This window comes from Actinocrinis sp. (genome assembly GCF_035653575.1).
Lineage (GTDB): Bacteria > Actinomycetota > Actinomycetes > Streptomycetales > Catenulisporaceae > Actinocrinis.
Genome location: NZ_DASRBQ010000056.1, coordinates 1 through 18,267 on the forward strand (window position 1 = coordinate 1; position 18,267 = coordinate 18,267).

Sequence of the window (18,267 nt, forward strand, 5' to 3'; positions counted from 1 at the left end):
AGGCGGCTGCGCAGCGCGTCGGCCGAGCCCGGCGGCACCAGGCTGATCGCGCGCTCCAGGTCCAGGAAGCCAATGCCGTCGATGCGGTTGCTCAGCTGCCCGCGCAGGCCCAGCAGGGCGGCGACCCGTTGCGGGTCTTGCGCCGGGTCGAGCGCGGCGAGAGCCGCGGTGCTGTGGGCGACGCCGGCCGCGGAGTTGCCCGAGGCGAAGGCCGCCTCCGCGGCCTGTTCCAGCACCGTGGTGCGGTCGATGTCCAACAGGGTCCCGGGCGCGGCCTGGTCGCAGTGGGCCAGGATCAGCTCCAGCAGGTGCTGCCGCTCGTCGTGCGCGTTCTGCTTGCCCGCGAGCCGAGCGGCTTGCCACGCGACCGGCAATGCGCGGCTGACCTCGCCGGCGGCGATCCAGTGCTCGGCCGCTGCGGCACCGACCTGTCCGCGCTCGCTCAACGTGACGGCGCACCGGCCGTGCAGGTGCCGCCGACGGCCGGGCAGCAGCGAGTCGTACACCGCCGCTCTGATCAGATCGTGCCGGATCGTGTAACCGTCCGCCCCGGCGATCACGAGGTCACGGCCGGTCAGATCGCTCAACGCCTCGTGCAGGGCGCCGCCGTGCAGTTCGCTGATCTCGGCGATCAGTTCCTCTGGCAGTGTGTGCCCGGCGACCGCGAGTGACGCCAGCACCTGACGGGAGGGTTCGGGCAGGGCGGTGATCCGGTCACGTAGCAGGTCCTGCACATCATTGCCCGATGCTTGGCCCGCGTCGCTTAGCGCCTCCACGAACAGCGGATTGCCGCCGCTGCGCCGGTAGATCCGTTCACCGCGGCCGGGCTCCGGAGGCTGCCCGTCGATGGCGGTCAGCAGTTCCACCACGTCGTCGCGGGTAAGCGGGCCCAGGTCGACGCGGGCCACATCCTCGCGGCGGCTAAGCTCCGCCCACAGCCGACGGTTCGGATGGCCCGGTGCCAGTTCGCCGGTGCGCAGCGTGCCGACCAGCAGCACCGCGTCCCCGACGGCGAGGTTGCGCGCCAGGTACGCGAACAGCTCACGACTGGACGCGTCGGCCCAGTGCAGATCCTCCACGACCAGCACGGCGGACTGGTCCCGGGAGACCCGGCTGACCAGCGTGAGCATCTCCTCCAGCAGCCTGGTGCGCGAGTAGTGCGCCGGGGCCGGGCCCAGGTCGGGCAACAAGTCGCCCAGCGCGCAGCCGCCCGGCGCAAGCGCCCCGGCCACACGCTGTCGGCCGACGCTTCGCACCAGGTCGCGAAGGATGGCCACGAACGGAACATAAGGCGCGCCGGACGAGCCCAACTCCAGGCACCACCCGGACAGGACCAGCGGAGCGCCGGGCAGCGACCGGGCGACGGACGCGATCAGCCGGGACTTGCCGATGCCCGCCTCGCCGCTGACCAGCACGGTGCCGGGCTGCCCCTCGCAGGCTCGCAGGTAAGCCTGGCGCAGCGCCGCGACCTCGGCCTTGCGACCCACCAGCAGCGGGCTGACCGCCGACCTCGCCATCACCCACTCCCCCGTCAAGCCCGGATGCGATCTCACCAAGTTCGATGACGACAGCCTGCCATGCGCCCGGCGATGCTGGCTCCATCGCCCGAACCGCTCGGGCCATCACACTCCAAGGAGCACACGATGACCACCTCCACCACCGAACACGGCAGCGCCCGCCGCGTCGTCGCCAACATCTCACTGTCCCTCGACGGCCGAGTCAACGGCGCGGGCGGCGAATACGACATGAGCTGGATCGTCCCGCATGCCATCAGCGACGCCTCGCGTTCCCACATGGTGCGCGTCACCGCCGCCGCCACCACCGCCCTGCTGGGCCGCAAGAACTACCAGGGCTTCGCCGGCTACTGGCCCGCCGTCGCCGACGACGAGAACGCCGACCCCCGCGACCGCCAGTTCTCCCGCTGGCTCAACACGGTGGAAAAGGTCGTCTTCTCCACCACTCTCGACCGAGTCGAATGGGACAACGCACGGCTGGCCGACGCCGATCCGGCCGCGACCGTCAAGCACCTGCGCCAGCAGGCCGGCGGCGACATCATCGTCCTGGCCTCCTCCAGCATCATCCGCCAACTGCTCGAAGCGGACGAGGTGGACCGCCTCAGCATCACCTTGTGCCCCGAGGTGGCGGGTGGGGGCAGCCACCTGTTCACCGACGGCCTCGTCGCCGGTTCGTGGTCGCTGACCGACACCACCGCCGCCGAGAGCGGCGCGCTCTGCCTGCTCTACGACCGCATCCGCACGCACGCCTGACCTCCGCCACACGGCTTGTGCGCCGGTACCGTCGTGGTCGCCGACACGCTCGAGATGGCCATCGAGATCGAGGGTGTCGGCGACCACGACGTACACCGATTCATGGAGTCGACACGCTTCCGGGCTCTGGCGCTGATCACGTGATCTGGCCGGTAGGCGTGTCGTGTCGGGGGATTCGGGTGTGGTCGGCCAGGATGACTTGCGCGGATATCACAGGGTGTTGACGAGTTGTTTCCGCAGTTCGCAGGGGTGGCGGTTGACCGTGTCGAGCGCGACCGGGACATGGTGTGGTTTCGCATGCGGGCGAAGGCGAGCGATGCCGCCTGCCCATGCTGCGGGTGGTACTCCAGTCGCGTTCATGCCCCCTACCAGCGGCAGCTGTCGGACCTGCCCTGCGCAGGTCGCAGGATGCGGATCGCGGGGCTGAGCTCATCCCCGGTACGGCGGGGCGACGCCCCAACCCCACTTGGGCATCGGCGCGCTGCGGACGACGTCCGCGCCGGGCTGCGAGTTGTGCAAGGCCAGGCGGGTGCCCCACTCCAGGTAGCTGGCGAAGGCGGCGCGGAACTCCGGGTCCTGCGGCAGCCCGACCTCGTCGGCGGCGTCCATCATCAGGTTGACCCAGCGGCGCCGCTGCGGCTCGGTGATGCCCCGGCCCAGGTGCCGCTCGACCATCGGGCCGTAGCCGCCGCGCTGCTCGGAGTAGGCCGGCGGGCCGCCGAAGACCTCTGCGATCCACAACGCGACGTAGCGGGCGTGGTCTGCGTCCATCGACTCGAACAGCGGGGAGAGCAGTTCGTCGGCCCTCACCAGCCGGTAGAACGCATCGCAGAGCTTGACGAAGGCCTCGGTGCCGCCGGCCCATTCGTACAAGCTCGGCGGGGCCGCACCGCCGACACCGCGGACCGTGGTGGCCTCGTAGTGCCGCATTTCCTCGATGTCCGCGACGTACGGGCGGATCGCTTGGAAGAACGCGCCGAACACCGGGCCGCCGCGGAAGCCCTGCAAGTGCGCCTCGACCGAGGTCCAGGTGATGCGCAGGATGAAGCAGGCGGGCTCTTCCGTGCAGCGGCTCAGCTCGAAGTCGACGCACTCGGGAGCGGCCCGCAACGACTCCGCAGCGCGTTCGTACGCTGCGACGAATCCGCCCTCGCGCTCCGCGGGCAGACGGTATCTGATGTACTCGGTGACCATAGGCAACAGCCCAGCATCCGGGGCAGGTCGCGATCAAGTACGCACCTTTTGGTGGGTAGGCGGCCTCGTGGTCGAAGGTTACAGGGGTTGACATGGGCAAGCGCTACTACTGCGCGGTCGAGCTGGCGGTGGACGTGATCGGCGGCAAGTGGCGGCCGGTCATCCTGGCGCATCTGAAGGAAGGCGTGCACCGCTACGGCGAGTTGCGCCGCCGCATCCCCGACATGAGCGAGAAGATGCTCGCCCAGCGCCTGCGCGAGTTGCAGGACGACGGCCTTGTCGAGCGGATCGACTACCAGGTCAAACCCGCCCACGTGGAATACCGGCTCACCGAGGAGGGCCGGAGCCTGGCGCCGGTGTTGCAGGCCCTCTACGACTGGGGTACGGCTCGCGCCGAGCGGGCAGGCACGCCTATCGAGGCGCCGCGGTAGCAGCCCTCCGCACACTCTTCGCACTCTCGCGCGGGTGCCTTTTTCGAACTGCTCGACGCGCGGTCACGCGTTCGTGCGGAACGTTTAATGCGCCCGCTGCCTCGGCGTGCAGCGCCGCTGGAAGGATGTGCCGGCCGGTGAGAGCACATCCGTCGTCGAGGAGGGCACGATCGCCTTGGACAGCCCGCACATGCCGATACGCAGCTTCGTGGCGATTGGCGATTCGTTCACCGAAGGCCTCGCCGACACCTACCCGGACGGCTCGCCGCGCGGTTGGGCCGACCTGGTAGCCGAGCGGCTGGCCGCCGATGACCCGGACTTCCGCTACGCGAATCTCGCCGTGCGCGGAAAACTGATGCGCCAGATCACCGCGGATCAGGTGCCGACGGCCCGGGCGATGCGCGCCGACCTGGTGACGCTCGCGGGCGGACTGAACGACATGGGCAGGCCGGGCTGCGACATCGAGGCGGTGTGCGCCGAGTTGGAGCGGGCGGCGGCCGAAGTCGCCGAGGCGTGCGACGTGCTCGTGGTCTTCCAGCCGGTGGACATCACCGTGCGCATGCCGTCGATGGCGCGCTTCGCCGACCGGGTGCGGCGGCTGATGCAGAGCGTGGAGCTGATCCGCGAACGGCATGGCGCGCTGGTGGTGGATCTCTCGGTACAGCGGGTGTTCGACGATCCACGCATGTTCGCCCCCGATCGGCTGCACCTGTCCGCGGAGGGACACCGGCGGGTCGCGGAAGCGGTGCTGGAAGCCTTGGGCTGTGAGCCGTCCTTCGACTGGCGCGCCCCGATCCTGCCCGCGCGCCGGAGCGGCTGGTTCGCGCGGAAGCTCTCCGATCTGGTGTGGCTGGTGGTCTTCCTCGCGCCGTGGGTGAAGCGGCGGCTGACCGGCCGCTCCTCGGGCGATGGGCGGCCGCCGAAGCGTCCGGAGCTGAGCCCGCTGGTGCCGTACCGTATTCTGTCGGCTCCGCAGCTGCCGGAGCAGGCGGTTCCGGCGGAGCGGAGCTGAACTGGAGGATGGATGGTCGACTGGGGCACGCTCGCGAACGTCGGGACCGCGGCGGGGACCGCGCTGCTGGCCGTGGCGACCTTCTCCTCCACCCGCTCCGCGAACGTGGCCGCGCGCAACGCTGAGCGCGGCCTGCTGCACGGATTGCGGCCGATACTGGTGCCCACGCGCTGGGAGGATCCGGTGCAGAAGGTGCGGTTCATCGACGGCCAGTGGGTAGCGGTGCGGGGCGGTCGCGGCGTGTTGGAAGCGAGTGACGAGGCGGTCTACCTGGTCACGTCGCTGCGCAACGTCGGCCGTGGATTGGCCGTGCTGCACGGTTGGGACTTGGTCTTCGAGTACAACGCCGAGCACCGCAGGCCGGAGGAGTTCCACCGGCTGACCCGCGACATCTACATCGCGCCCGGGGACAACGGGTTCTGTCAGGTGGCCCTACGCGATCCCGGCGCCGAGCAGTTCGTCACCCTGACCGAGCGCGCCAAGGACAAGGAGCCGTTCAGCATCGACGTGCTGTACGGCGATGCCGAGGGCGGCCAGCGGGTCATCACGCGGATCGGGCTTTCGGCCAGTCCGGCGCAGGACAGCAAGGAGACGGAGTGGGCGATCTCGGCGGGGCGGCACTGGAACCTCGACCGCCCCGATCCGCGCTGACCGCTCCCCTCCCCCGCCCTGAGCGTCCACCTCTAGAACTAGAACTCAGACCACGACTTCGCCCCGCAGGATGACGCGCTTGGGGTGTGCGAGCACTGAGACATCGGCCGTGGGATCGGCGTCGTAAGCCACCAGGTCGGCCGGCGCGCCGTCGACGAGGCCCGGCATCCCGAGCCACGAGCGCGCGGTCCAGGACGCGGCACCTACCGCGGCCTCTGGCGACATCCCGTACCTGGCGAGCCATTGCGCCTCCTCCGCGACGGTGCCGCAGGGGAAGCTGTCAGTGCCCGCGAGCACGGTCACCCCGGCCTCGTGCGCCGCACGCACCGTCGCCGACATCCCCCTCCAGCCAGAGAGGAACCAGTCGCGCCGGGGGCTCGGCTCGCGGGTCTGGGCCCGCTGCGCCCCGGCCTCGAAGACGGAGATGGTCGGGACCAATGCGGTGCCCTGCGCGGCCATCCGGTCGATCAGCCCGTGATCGAGATGCATTCCGTGCTCCAGGCTGTCCGCACCGGCCGTCACCGCGTTGCGACAACCGTCGGCGGTCTGGCAGTGCACTGCGACCTTGCCGCCCACCGCGTGGACGGCCTGCACCACGGCGGTCAGGATCTCCAGCGGCACCGGCGGATTGTTCGGGTCCCAGTCGCCGATCACCTTGCACCAGCCCGAAGACGCGGTCGCCTCCTCGACCGCGGCCGCGACCAGTTCGGCCTCGGTCACGTCCCGGCCGTGGCCGGGGAAGAACCGCCCCGGCGTCGCCAGCCACGGACCGGCCGAGCGCACCCGTGGCAGCTGCGGATCCTTGTCCACCCACTTCGGAATCCGCCCCGCCGAGCCGGGGGTACGCACCAGCAGCACGCCGGCGTCGCGGTGATCGATCAGGTGCTTACGCAGCACCTCGTCGTCCAAGGGCGTGCCGATCTCCTCGGTGCCCGGATGCGTGTGCACGTCGACCAGGCCGGGCAGCAGCCACCCGCCGTCCATCACAACGTCCGCGTGCGCCACCGGCTCCTCGCGCAGCCGGTCCCCGTCAATCCAGAACGAGCGCTCCTCGCGCTCCGGCAAGACGATTCCCCGTACCTGTAGGACCACCGCCAAACCCCTTCCACCCGTGTAACGCAGACCGCGCTTGCTGACGATGCTTGCAGAACCGCTGGCTGTGCGCACGGACAAAAGGGGAGGAGACCATCCGCGAGCGCTGATAGCATCGCTTCATGCTTGCCTTGCGCGCACGGATGATGCCCCGGTCACGGGGCTACTAGCGCGCGCGGACGAACAGATTCCGAGGCCCCGAGACGGGGCCTCTTGCTTTTCTCGCTCCGGCCCCGGCTCCTCACCACGAGACGGAGCAGTGCAGATGGCTGAGCGTCGCACGTACATCACCACCACGATCCCCTATGTCAACGCCCGCCCCCACCTCGGCTTCGCACTCGAACTGGTGCAGGCCGACGTACTCGCGCGACATGCCCGCCAACGTGGCGACCTGGTGCGCTCGCTTACCGGCACGGACGACAACTCGCTCAAGAACGTGTTGGCGGCGAAGGCTGAAGGCGTCGACGTGCGCGAGTTGGTGGACCGCAACGCGGACGCCTTCGCCGCGCTACGCGAACCGCTGGCGCTGTCCTTCGACGATTTCATCCGCACCAGCAGCGATCCGCGCCACCGTGGCGGAGTGGAACGGCTTTGGCGGCGCTGCGCCGCGGCGGGCGATCTCTATCGCAAGCATTATCAGGGCCTGTATTGCGTGGGCTGCGAGCAGTTCTACGCGCCCGAGGACCTCCCGGGCGGACGCTGCCCGGAGCACGACACCGAACCCCAGCTCGTCGCGGAGGAGAACTGGTTCTTCCGGCTCTCCCGGTACACCGAGGAACTCAGGCAGCTGATTATCAGCGGACGACTGCGCATCCAGCCCGGTTCCCGGCGCAACGAGGTCCTCGCCCTGATCGAGGGCGATCTGCATGACTTCTCGATCTCGCGCTCGCATGCCCGCGCGCACGGCTGGGGAATCACGGTACCCGGAGATCCGGAGCAGGTGATCTACGTGTGGTGGGATGCGCTGGGCAACTACGTCACCAGCCTCGGCTACGGCACCGACCACCCGGATTTCGCCTACTGGTGGGAAGGCAGCCGGCAGCGGATCCATCTGGTGGGCAAGGGAGTGATCCGCTTCCACGCGGTGTACTGGCCCGCGATGCTGCTCTCCGCCGGACTGCCGCTGCCCACCGACATCCTGGTGCACGACTACTTGACGATCGACGGGAGGAAGATCAGCAAGTCCGGCACCGTGAGCGCCGATCCGGCGCGGCTGGTCGACCAGGTCGGGACCGACGCGGTGCGCTGGTGGCTGCTGCGCGACGTGCCGCGCGTGGGTGACGCCGACTTCACCGTGCAGCGTCTCGTCGATCGCGCCAACGGGGAACTGGCCGGCGGCATCGGCAACCTCGTGCACCGGACCGCCACCATGATCCATCGCTACCGGGGCGGTATCCCTCCGACCGGTGTGCTTACGGCGCCGGAGACGGAGCGACTGATCCGGGTGTGCGGCGAGGCGTCGCAGGCCATTGAGGCAGCACTTGACGAGTTCGACTTCCGGCAGGCCACGGCGGCGGTGCTCGGCATCGTGGAGGAGGCAAATCGCGCGATCGAGGCCACCCGGCCGTGGCAGCTGGCCAAGGCGGAACGCGACGACGATGCGGTTGCGGCCGAGCGACTCGACACAGTGCTCGGCGCGCTGCACCGCGCGTGCCTCAGCGTGGCGGCGCGCCTCGCGCCGTTCCTGCCTGACGCGGCTGGTCGTGTCAGCGCGCAATGTACGCCGGTCGATGGAGTGCTGCCCGAAAGCAGGCCGTTGTTTCCCCGCCTTGAAGCCAGGACCGGGATCTAGGTCGCGTACGCCCGCCCGCTCTTGGGGCGCCAGCCGGGCGGCGGATCCTCGCCTACGCGGCCGTCGACGGCCTCGCGCAACAGGTCGGCGTGGCCGGTGTGGCGGCCGTACTCCTCGATCAGGTCGCAGACCAGGCGGCGCAGGCTAGCGCGGCGACCGTCGGGCCAGGCGAGGTGGACCAGCTGATCGAGGCCGCCCTGGGCGAGGGCCGCGTCCAGCCGCGCGTGCGAGCGCTCGATCGCGCCGTCCCAGAGGCGGTAGAGCTGCTCCGGGGAGAGCCCGGTGGTGTCGAACGTGTACGACCAGTCGCCGCCGGCGTCCCAGCCGAGGGCGTCCCAGGGGGCGCCGAGCGGCGCTCCCGCCAGCTTGACCGTGAACATGACGTCCTCGCAGGCGGCCAGGTGCTTGAGCAGGCCGCCGAGGGTCAGCTCGGAGGCGCCGACGCGGGCGCTGAGGCCGGCGGTATCCAGGTCGTCGGCCTTCCACCGGAAGGTGGTGCGCAGCCGGTCGAGCGCGCCGATCAGCTGCTCGGCCTCGGTACCGGCGAGCGGCGGCTCCCACGGAGTATCAAGATCGTTCATGGGTTTCACGGTAACCGGGAGCACTGACACTTGGCTGGTGCGGCGGCGGGCCGTGCTCGGTAGGTTGTGAGCTTGACCGGCCGGCGCGACGGCTCAGCCCGCAAGTTTTCGGGGAATCCGGTGACTCATTCCGATCCGATCGAGGTTCACCCCGCCTGGCTGCCCGCCGAGGCGTTCCGGGCGCTCGGCTCGCGTCGCGTGCTGGTTCGCGGCGAGGGTCAGCTCATGGATACGGTCGCGGGCGAGGTAGAGCAGGCTTGCGCGCGGTACGGCGGGAGCTGGCGGCGCCAGCGGCAGGGCGAGGCCGGCGCGGATCTCGACGGCAGCCGGTACGAGCTGGTACTCGCGCTGACCAGGGCGCATCCGCTGCCGAGTGCGGCGGTCGGCGTCGTCGAACGCGGCACGCTCGGCGATGAGGGCTTCGCGCTCACCAGGCGCAACGGCGCCACTGCGGTCCTGGCCGACGAGCCGGCCGGGCTTCTCTATGGTCTGTTTCACGTGGCACGTCTCGGCGAGGCCGCGTTCGCCGACTCGCGTCCGGTGGAGCGGCACCTTCCGGCGACGCCGCTGCGGATGCTCGACCACTGGGACAACATCGACGTGCACCCGGCGATGGGCCAGGTTGAGCGCGGCTATTCCGGCGGTTCGCTCTTCTGGGACGCCGGCGTCCTGCGCGATGACCTGGTTCGGGTGCGGGCCTACGGCCGGTTGCTGGCCGCGTGCGGGATCAATCGCGTCGCGATCAACAACGTGAACGTACACGCCGCCGAGGCGCACCTGCTCACCGATCGGCTCGGCGATGCGATCGCGATCGCGGATGCCTTGCGTCCGTACGGGATCCGGGTGCACCTGTCGGTGAACTTCGCCTCGCCGATCGCGCTCGGCGGGCTGCCGACGGCCGATCCGCTGGACGCGCAGGTGCGCGCGTGGTGGGAGGAGACGACTCGGCGCGTGTACGAGTCGATCCCTGATTTCGGCGGCTACGTCGTAAAAGCCGACTCCGAAGGGCAGCCGGGCCCGTTCGCGTATGACCGCACCCACGCCGATGGCGCGAACCTGCTCGCGGACGCGCTGGCGCCGTTCGGCGGGATCGTGCACTGGCGGGCCTTCGTCTACAACCATCGGCAGGACTGGCGCGATCGCTCGACCGACCGGGCCCGCGCCGCCTACGACCACTTCGCGCCGCTGGACGGACAGTTCCGCGAGAACGCGATCCTCCAGGTGAAGTACGGACCGATGGACTTCCAGACCCGCGAGCCGGTTTCGCCGGTGATCGCGGCGATGCCGTCGACCCGCGTGGCGGTCGAGTTCCAGGTGACTCAGGAGTACACCGGTCAGCAGCGGCACGTGTGCTACCTCGGGCCGCTGTGGAGCGAGGTGCTCGGATTCCGGCCGTGGGGCGCGGAAGAGTCGACGGTCGCGCAGATCGCGGCGGCCTCCGGGGGCGGACTGGTCGCGGTGTCGAACGCGGGCGACGATCCGTTCTGGACCGGCCATCCGCTGGCTCAGGCCAACCTGTACGCCTTCGGCCGGCTCGCCTGGGATCCGGGGCTGGACCCGATCGCAGTGCTCGATGAATGGATCGACCTGACCTTCCAGCCCGCGGCGGGCGACGGCGGGGCGAAGCTGCGCGACACCCTGCACGCGATGATGGACGAGTCCTGGCACGTGTATGAGCAGTACACGGCGCCGCTCGGGGTCGGCTTTATGGTGCGCCCCGCGGACCACTACGGTCCGAGCGTCGACGGGTACGAATACACGCAGTGGGGCACCTATCACTTCGCCGACCGGGACGGCGTCGGCGTGGACCGCACTCAGGCGACCGGCACCGGGTTCACCAGCCAGTACCCGAAGCCCTCAGGCGAGATGTACGAGTCGCTGGAACAGTGCCCTGACGAGCTGCTGCTCTTCTTCCACCACGTCCCCTACACGCACGTGTTGCACAACGGATCCACCGTTATCCAGCACATCTACGACACGCATTTCGAGGGCGCGGAGCGCGCGGCCGAGATGCGGCGGGCGTGGGAGGAGGTCGAGCCCGGCGGTCTGATTACTCCGGCACTGTACGCGCGTGTGCGCGAAAGGCTTGACGAGCAGGTGCGTTGCGCGCAGGAATGGCGCGATCAGATCAACACGTACTTCTTCCGCAAGTCCGGCGTTCCCGACGAGCGCGGCCGGCGTATTTACTGAGTGCGCAGAACGAGAACGGCCCGGGCATCGAGGGTTATACGCTGCCCGGCTCGGACCTGTGTCCCCGTCAGCAGGTCGGTGCCGGTGTGGCCGGCGGTGACCTCGACGGGCTCGTCGCGATGGTTGAGCAGGAAGAGAAACCGCGTGCCGTCGGGTGCGACCCGGAGCGTTGTTTCGAGGCCTGACACGTCCGGGTATCGCAGCGCGATGTCATGGTCGGCGAGTACCTGCCGCACGACCCAGGAGACGCCCTCTTGATCCAACCCGGCCGCGACGTACCAACCGTGGCCCGAGCCGAATCGATTACGTGTGACCGCAGGCGTTCCGGCGTAGAAGTCCGCCTGGTAGGTGCCGACAGTCTCAGCCCCCTGCGGGATGACCAGCTCGAAGAGGAGTCGGGCGTCGGCGTCGAGCCGGTCAGTTCCGGATTCGAGACGCACCGGGTTCACGAACTCGGGCTCGCGAGCGTCCCACTCGTCGATCCGGATGCCCATCAGCGGCCCGAGCGGGCCCGGCACGTCCATCAGGAACGCGTTGTCGTTCTCGTCTACGCGTCCGGATAGGAAGGTCGCCAGGACTGAGCCGCCACGCGTGGCCACTTCCTCCAGCCGCCGCGCCAGATCGCCCTTGAGCATGTGCAGCGCCGGAACGAGGACGACGTCGTAGCGGGACAGATCGGCGGTCGCCGGGACCACGTCGACGTCCACGCCCGCCTGCCACAGCGCGGTGTAGTAGGCCAGCACGACCGGCTGATAGCGCACCAGGCGCGACGGGCCGTCCGAAATCTCCAGCGCCCACCAGCTGTCCCAGTCGAAGAGCATCGCGACGCAGGCCGGTGTGCGCGCGCCGAGCGTGCTGCCGCCGAGCCGTTGGAGTTGCGCGCCCAACTCGGCGACCTCGCGGAAGACGCGTGTGTCGGCGCGGCCCGCGTGGCCGATGACCGCGCCGTGGTACTTCTCGCTGGCACCGCGCGAGGCACGCAGCTGGAAGAACAGCACGCTGTCCGCTCCGTGCGCCACGGCCTGCCAGCTCCACAGCCGCATCACGCCCGGGCGTTTCACCGGGTTGATGTCCCGGCAGGCCGTGCAGCTGGGCGTCTGCTCCATGAGCCAGAACGGCTGGCCGTCCTTCAGGCCGCGCATCAGGTCGTGGGTGAACGCCATCCGCGCCTGCGAGGTGTCGTCCGGCGGGTAGTTGTCCCAGGACGCGAAGTCCAGGTGCGAGGCCCAGCGGTGGTAGTCGAGCGGCCGGTACATGCCCATGAAGTTCGTCGTCACGGGCAGATCAGGGCTCGATTCCCGGATCGCCGCCTTCTCGTCAAGGAAGTTGGCGAGCAAGGCGTCCGACATGAACCGCAGGTAGTCCAGCGTGATGCCTTGGAAGGCGGTGTGGTCCGGACCGCGCCAGTGCTCGGTCAGCGCGGAGGGCGGCTCGATCTCGTCCCAGTCGGTGAAGGTGTGCGACCAGAATGTCGTGTACCAGGCCGCGTTCAGCGCCTCCAGCGAGCCGTACTGCTTGCGCAGCCAGTCGCGGAATCCGGCGGCGCACAGCTCGCAGTAGCAGGCGCCGCCGTACTCGTTGCCGACGTGCCAGGCGACGACGGCCGGATTCCCGGCGTACCGCTGCGCGATGCGGCGAGCCAGTTCGCGCGAGAGGCGGCGGAAGACCGGAGAGCTCGGACACGCGTTGTGCCGCTGACCGTAGCGGTGCTTGCGTCCCTCGAAGTCCGTGCGCGTCACCTCCGGGTACGCACGGGCCAGCCAGGCGGGATGGGCGCCGGTCGCGGTGGCCAGGCAGACGTTGCGACCCTCGTCGGCGGCGCGCTGGACGATCCGGTCGAACATTGCGAAGTCGTACCGGTCCTCGGCCGGTTGTATCAGGGCCCAGTCGAAGACGCCGAGGGTGACGGTGTCGATCCTGGCGGCGTCAAAGAGCTGATAGTCCTGGGCCCAGACCTCCTCGGGCCACTGTTCCGGGTTGTAGTCCCCGCCGAATGCGACTTTCGAGACGGCGGGCAGGCTCACGCGGCGAACTCCTCGGTGGCGCTGAACTCCTCGGCGGCGGTGAACTCCTCGGTGACCAGCGCGATCATCGGCCGGCAGGTGCGCAGCAGGAAGGCCGCGAACCCGGCGCCGAGCAGCGCGAGCACCGCCTCGGAGGCGACCGCCACCAGGGCGGCCGCGCAGATCAGGAGGCAGAGATTGCCGAGCGTCACCGCCTTGGTGCGGCCGAGGAAGTAGGCGGCCAGCCGGGCGATGTCGATCGGGCGGAAGGCGAACAGCGAGGTGATCACCAGCGCGTTGGCCATCCACAGGGTCGCGACGGTCGCGAAGGCGACCAGCAGCGCGGCCCACCAGCGTGGGATCCCCGCGGCCCGGGTGTGCGAAAGGTTCACCGCGAGCACGGCCATCAGTGCCAGCCACGGGATCCACACCCGCAGCACGCCGCCGGCGTTGAGCCGGTAGCCGCGCCAGAACTGCGCCGCGGGTTTCAGGTCGGTCAGATCGGGCTTGTGCTGGCGCAGCGCGAACAGGGCGGCGGACAGCGCGGGGCCGAGCGGGATCGCACACGCGACGGCGAGCGGTGCGTTGCTGGCGTCGCGATCCAGCAGCACCAGGGGGATCAGGCCAGGCAAGGTGGTCAGCAGCAGCAGCGACTCGATCGTCAGCAGGCTGTAGACGAGGGCGGCGACGCGGGCGAGCGGCCCTTCCCCGAACTCGCGGCCAGCGGGGGAACTGGTCGCGGGGGCGGCAGTGTGGTCACTCATCGCCTGACTCCACATCGCTGTGCTCCTGCGTATCGGCGGGGAGGCCGAGCAGGCGCCGCTCGTCCCACCAGGGCGGGGTCTCGTCGGTCACGGCGCTGAGTTCGACCAGCGTGACCTCGTGCCGGTCGAGGGTGAGCCGGAGGTCGACGCGGCCTGCGTCGATGGGCAGGCTCCGGTGCGTGCGCACGGGTTCGGCGGCCTCGCGCAACGCGTCAAGCAGGCGCGGCGAGGGAGACGCCGGGCGGCCCATCTCGCACCACGCCGCCCAGGCGTTGCCCGCTTCCTCGCTCACCGAGGAACGAAGCAGGAACGCTGTTATCGGCCGTCGGTCCTCCCGGGAGTCAGCGCCCTGCGGCCCGATGGGGATCGAGAGCCGCAGGGCGTGACCGGCCGCCGGCTCCTGGCCGGTGGCGTCAACGGGAGCCCAGGCCAGCACCGCGATCCGGCCGTCCGCGTGCCGGGTGACCAGGTGGTCCTCGCCCCGGGCGAGGATCTGCTCGCCCATGCGGGCCATGAAGGCGTACAGATGGTAGGTCGGCTTCTTGATCTGGCGATGGGTCAGCAGGCCGAAGCCGCCGTGGAACAGCGCGGTCGGGACGCCGGTCTCCTCGAACATGTCGCTGAACGTCCAGTAGGAGAAGGAGTCCACCAGCTCTCCGCCCGCGGCGAGCACCGGCGCGAGGTACGCGGCGTGGAACGCGGTGTCGTGCACAGGATTGTCCGGCCGGTAGGAGGAGTTGAACTCGGTGATGTGCACCGGCAGCTGCGCCAGCGCCGTATCGCGCAGATGCTGCCGTGGCGCGTCGAACTGCTCCAGCAGCGTGGAGGCCGGCTCAAGGGTCTGATGCACTCCGAACGGAACGTGTTGCGCCGGCCCCGAGGTGTAGGCGTGCCGGCTGACGAAGTCGACCGGCACCGAGCGGTCCGCGACGAACTCGGCGAAGGGCCGCAGCCAGTGGTCCGCGCCCGGGGATAGCGCCGGGCCGCCGACCTGGAGTGAGGCGTCCACGTCCTTGACGGCGTGCGCGGACACCTCGTACAGCCGGTGGTAGGCGTCCCGGTCGGCGTCCTGCCAGAAGTCTTTCAGGTTGGGCTCGTTCCACACCTCGATCGGCCAGCCGCGCACCTGGTCGAGTCCGTACCGGTCGACCAGGTGCGTCACCGTCGCGCGTACCAGGGCGGCCCATTCGCGGTGGTCGCTCGGCGGCGTGACATTGCCGCGCCACCAGAACACGGTCTGCGTTCCGGAGGCGAGGGCGGCCGGCATGAAGCCCAGTTCCACAAAGGGCTTGATGCCTAGATCGAGGTACGCGTCGATCACCTGGTCGACGTAGGTGAAGGCGTACCGCACGTGCCTCGAACCCTGATACTCGTAGGGCTGGTACACGCCGACGCCGTCGCTGAGCAGCCCGTGCCCGCGAATGTGCCGGAACCCGATCTCCCGCTGGATCAGCGCGAGCGAGTCCTGGTAGTCGCGGCGCAGCGCGAGCTCGAACCGGCCGGTGCCGACGCAGTAGCGCCAGGCTTCGCTCAACCGTCCGGCTGCCTGCTGCGGGACGAGAATCGGGTTGGGCACGATGCTCCTTCGCGGGCCGGGATGACTCAGTGCTTTGCTTCGCGGCTCAGCCGTGAGCCTTCTTGTAGTTCTGGTAGGCGGTGTTGATCAGGTTGATGTACTGATCGCTGTTGCGGCCCTTGAGCTCGGAGACGTACTGGTCCCACTGGCTCAGCGGCCGCTGGCCCAGGATGAACTTGGCCGACTGCTGGTCGACGTAGTCGAGCAGATTCGTCTCCCACAGCGTCGCCTGCTCGCGCTGATCCGCGGTCAGCGGGTGCGGCGGCGGCAGCGGCAGCGTGCGGCGGCTGTTCATCACGTTCTGGAAGGCCAGTTCCTCCGGGGGGAACTGCGAGTCGAGCAGCTTGGTGGAGCCGCCGTAGGCGAACACGCCGTTGGAGAAGCCGTAGACCACCTGGAGATTCTTCGTGCCCGAGGGATTGAGCCCGGCCCAGGTCACGTCCGGCGCCAGCTTGAACGTTCCGTCGTCCACGCTGCCGGTGTACGTGGTGCCCTCGATGCCCCACTTGGCGAACAACTCGCCCGCGTCGGAGTACCAGAGCCAGTCGATGAACTGCATCATGGCGACGAAGTTCTTGCTCTGGCGGGCCTTCGAGGAGATCATCACGCCGTTCTCCAGCCGGGTACCCGCCTTCACCGCGCCCGCGGGGCCGATCGGCAGCGGGATCTTCGCCACCGTGGCGCCCGGGATGTGCGCGATGTCCTTGCGCAGAGTGTTGACGACCTCCTGAGCGTTCGTGCTGATGACGAACGTCTGCCCGTTGGCCCACTTCTGCTTGGCCTGGTCGTCGGTCTGGGTGAGGCTCTCCGGGTCCATCAGCTTCTCACTCACCAGGGTGTTGAGATACTGGAGCACCTGCTTGTACTGGTCCATCGCGCCGGTGTAGACGAACTTGCCGGAGGCCGAGTCCCACCAGCTGTGCTGGTAGTTCCAGCCGGCGTAGGTGCCGTACGAGTCGCCGAGGCTGGCCAGCAGCCGGTTGGCGCCCGGGCCGGGCCCGGGGCTGCTCCACCGGTCGGAGAGCGGGTACTGATTCGGGTACGCGGCCTTCATCGCGCGCAGCATGGCGTGCACGTCGTCCCAGGTCTGCGGCACCGCGAGATTGAGCTTCTGCAGGATGTCGGTACGCACGCCGAGCGAGTAGTCCGTCCAGACGTCCTGGTGCAGGCCGGGCAGCAGGTAGAACTTGCCGTCCGCCTCGCGCAGCTGGTCCAGGTCGCTTTGCAGGTTCCACTTGGCGACCTTGTCCTGGAAGTTCGGCATCAGGTCGAGGTAGTCGCTGACCGGCAGGATGGCCCCGCTGGCGATGTACGCCTCCTCCGCGGGGTGATAGGTCTTGGGGATGATCATCGGGGCGTCGCCGGCGCCGACCATGACGCTGCGCTTCTGGTTGTAGTCGCTCAGCGGCACCACCGTGGGCTGGAAGCTGACATTGGTGCGCTTGGTCAGCTCCGACCAGAACGGCCACTTGGCGTCGTACGGGTAGCCCGGGTTGCTGAGCACCATGATCGAGAAGGTCAGCGGCGCGGTCGCCTTGAACTGGTCGCCGACGCCGTACTTGGCCATGGCGCCGTCCCGGTTGCCGGACAGGTCGCTGCTGTGCTTGCCGCTGCTGGAGCTGCTGCAACCGGCCACGGCCAGTGCGGCGAGCCCCGCGGCCCCGAAGAGCGCCTGCCTTCTGGACAGTGTGGTTTTCGTGAACGGGGCGTTCATGGAGACTCCCTTGTCCGAGCGAACGGTGTGCGGTGCGTGGGTGTTCGGATTCCGGCGCGGAGGGGGTGAGCTAGCCCTTGACCGCGCCCAGCATCACGCCGGAGACGAAGTACTTCTGGATGAAGGGGTAAAGGGTCAGGATCGGGATGACGGTGAGCACGACGGTCACCGCCTGGACATTGGCCGCGACCTGAAGCGCGGTATCGCTGGACGTGCCCTCGTTCATGCCGCCCGCGCCGGTGGCGCCCGCTATCAGGTTGCGTAGATAGACCGTGACCGGGAAAAGCTCGGAGCGGTCCATGTACAGGAACGCGGAGAACCAGGAGTTCCAGAAGGAGACCGCGTAGAAGAGGATCATCGTGGCGATCACCGCCTTGGACAGCGGCAGCACGATGCGCCACAGGATCCCGTAGGTGGTCAGGCCGTCGACCGCGGCCGCCTCCTCCAGCTCGCTCGGCAGGCTCTCGAAGAACGCCTTCATCACCAGCAGGTTGAACACGTTGATCGCGTTCGGCAGCACGATCGCCCAGATCGTGTTGCGCAGGCCGAGCTGGCTGACCAGCACGTAGTTCGGGATCAGGCCGCCGTTGAAGAACATGGTGAACACGGCGATGCCGATCAGCACGCCGCGGCCCTTGAGCTGGTGCTTGGAGAGCACGTAGGCGTAGCAGGTGGTCAGCACCATCGAGATCAACGTGGCGACCACGGTGTACTCGACGGTGTTGCGGTAGTTCCTCCAGAACATCGAGTCCTTCATCACCGTCTTGTAGGTGGTGAGGTTGAACCCGTGCGGGATGAGGTTCACCGTTCCCTGACGGATCGCGGACTCGGAGCTGAACGACTGCGCCAGGATGTTGACGAACGGGTACAGCGTCACCACCACGACCCCGATCAGGATCACGGCGTTGACTGCCTGGAAGACCCGATAGCCGCGGCTCGGCTTGATCCGTATCCGCGTTGGCGGCGTCGGCGCCTTGCGCCCGGGTCGCAGTTCACTGAT

General features: G+C 69.1%; 15 protein-coding genes. 6 read left to right on the top strand and 9 right to left on the bottom strand.

What is annotated here, in order from left to right; all coding sequences use genetic code 11:
• A partial coding sequence (locus VFA06_RS07715) for an ATP-binding protein (protein WP_324839745.1) occupies nucleotides 1-1,517 on the bottom strand: 1,517 nt, incomplete at its 3' end.
• Nucleotides 1,518-1,643: 126 nt separating this feature from the next.
• Here VFA06_RS07715 and VFA06_RS07720 point away from each other — a divergent pair.
• The gene (locus VFA06_RS07720; protein ID WP_324839746.1) at nucleotides 1,644-2,267 is read left to right on the top strand and encodes a dihydrofolate reductase family protein; all 624 of its coding nucleotides are present in this window, start codon (nucleotides 1,644-1,646) and stop codon (nucleotides 2,265-2,267) included.
• A 429-nt stretch (nucleotides 2,268-2,696) separates the two neighbouring features.
• On the opposite strand, the gene VFA06_RS07730 is transcribed toward VFA06_RS07720, so the two are convergent.
• Nucleotides 2,697-3,461: a group II truncated hemoglobin gene (locus VFA06_RS07730; protein WP_324839886.1), complete on the bottom strand. Its 765-nt coding sequence runs from the start codon at nucleotides 3,459-3,461 to the stop codon at nucleotides 2,697-2,699.
• Nucleotides 3,462-3,553: 92 nt separating this feature from the next.
• Here VFA06_RS07730 and VFA06_RS07735 point away from each other — a divergent pair, with 92 nt between their 5' ends.
• From VFA06_RS07735 to VFA06_RS07745, 3 genes are all read left to right on the top strand, one after another.
• Complete coding sequence (locus tag VFA06_RS07735) at nucleotides 3,554-3,892, top strand: helix-turn-helix domain-containing protein (RefSeq protein WP_324839747.1); 339 nt, start codon at nucleotides 3,554-3,556, stop codon at nucleotides 3,890-3,892.
• 106 nt (nucleotides 3,893-3,998) lie between these two features.
• Nucleotides 3,999-4,904, top strand: coding sequence for an SGNH/GDSL hydrolase family protein (locus VFA06_RS07740; RefSeq protein WP_324839748.1), 906 nt, complete (start codon nucleotides 3,999-4,001; stop codon nucleotides 4,902-4,904).
• A gap of 12 nt (nucleotides 4,905-4,916) precedes the next feature.
• Nucleotides 4,917-5,555 (top strand): hypothetical protein, encoded by a 639-nt coding sequence (locus VFA06_RS07745; RefSeq protein WP_324839749.1) that lies wholly within the window; start codon nucleotides 4,917-4,919, stop codon nucleotides 5,553-5,555.
• A gap of 45 nt (nucleotides 5,556-5,600) precedes the next feature.
• On the opposite strand, the gene VFA06_RS07750 is transcribed toward VFA06_RS07745, so the two are convergent.
• Nucleotides 5,601-6,647 (bottom strand): amidohydrolase family protein, encoded by a 1,047-nt coding sequence (locus VFA06_RS07750; RefSeq protein WP_324839750.1) that lies wholly within the window; start codon nucleotides 6,645-6,647, stop codon nucleotides 5,601-5,603.
• Nucleotides 6,648-6,912: 265 nt separating this feature from the next.
• Between VFA06_RS07750 and metG the strand changes: the two genes are divergently transcribed.
• The gene (gene metG / locus VFA06_RS07755) at nucleotides 6,913-8,439 is read left to right on the top strand and encodes a methionine--tRNA ligase (RefSeq protein WP_324839751.1); all 1,527 of its coding nucleotides are present in this window, start codon (nucleotides 6,913-6,915) and stop codon (nucleotides 8,437-8,439) included.
• Here the strand turns inward: metG and VFA06_RS07760 are convergent.
• The gene (locus tag VFA06_RS07760) at nucleotides 8,436-9,020 is read right to left on the bottom strand and encodes a DUF664 domain-containing protein (protein WP_324839752.1); all 585 of its coding nucleotides are present in this window, start codon (nucleotides 9,018-9,020) and stop codon (nucleotides 8,436-8,438) included. The genes metG and VFA06_RS07760 overlap by 4 nt on opposite strands.
• 120 nt (nucleotides 9,021-9,140) lie before the next feature.
• Here VFA06_RS07760 and VFA06_RS07765 point away from each other — a divergent pair, with 120 nt between their 5' ends.
• On the top strand, nucleotides 9,141-11,210 hold the full coding sequence (locus tag VFA06_RS07765) for an alpha-glucuronidase (protein WP_324839753.1): 2,070 nt from the start codon (nucleotides 9,141-9,143) through the stop codon (nucleotides 11,208-11,210).
• Here VFA06_RS07765 and VFA06_RS07770 read toward each other — a convergent pair.
• From VFA06_RS07770 to VFA06_RS07790, 5 genes are all read right to left on the bottom strand, one after another.
• Nucleotides 11,204-13,234, bottom strand: a complete 2,031-nt coding sequence (locus tag VFA06_RS07770; protein ID WP_324839754.1) for a beta-galactosidase — start codon at nucleotides 13,232-13,234, stop codon at nucleotides 11,204-11,206. The two genes, VFA06_RS07765 and VFA06_RS07770, sit on opposite strands and share 7 nt — an antisense overlap.
• Entirely contained in the window at nucleotides 13,231-13,977 is a 747-nt protein-coding gene (locus VFA06_RS07775; RefSeq protein WP_324839755.1) for a hypothetical protein, read from the bottom strand. Before VFA06_RS07775 ends, VFA06_RS07770 begins: the two co-directional genes overlap by 4 nt.
• Nucleotides 13,970-15,553 (bottom strand): GH39 family glycosyl hydrolase, encoded by a 1,584-nt coding sequence (locus tag VFA06_RS07780; protein WP_324839756.1) that lies wholly within the window; start codon nucleotides 15,551-15,553, stop codon nucleotides 13,970-13,972. The genes VFA06_RS07775 and VFA06_RS07780 overlap by 8 nt, the downstream gene beginning before the upstream one ends.
• A gap of 46 nt (nucleotides 15,554-15,599) precedes the next feature.
• Nucleotides 15,600-17,267, bottom strand: coding sequence for a sugar ABC transporter substrate-binding protein (locus tag VFA06_RS07785; protein ID WP_324839757.1), 1,668 nt, complete (start codon nucleotides 17,265-17,267; stop codon nucleotides 15,600-15,602).
• A gap of 70 nt (nucleotides 17,268-17,337) precedes the next feature.
• The gene (locus VFA06_RS07790) at nucleotides 17,338-18,267 is read right to left on the bottom strand and encodes a carbohydrate ABC transporter permease (protein ID WP_349260111.1); all 930 of its coding nucleotides are present in this window, start codon (nucleotides 18,265-18,267) and stop codon (nucleotides 17,338-17,340) included.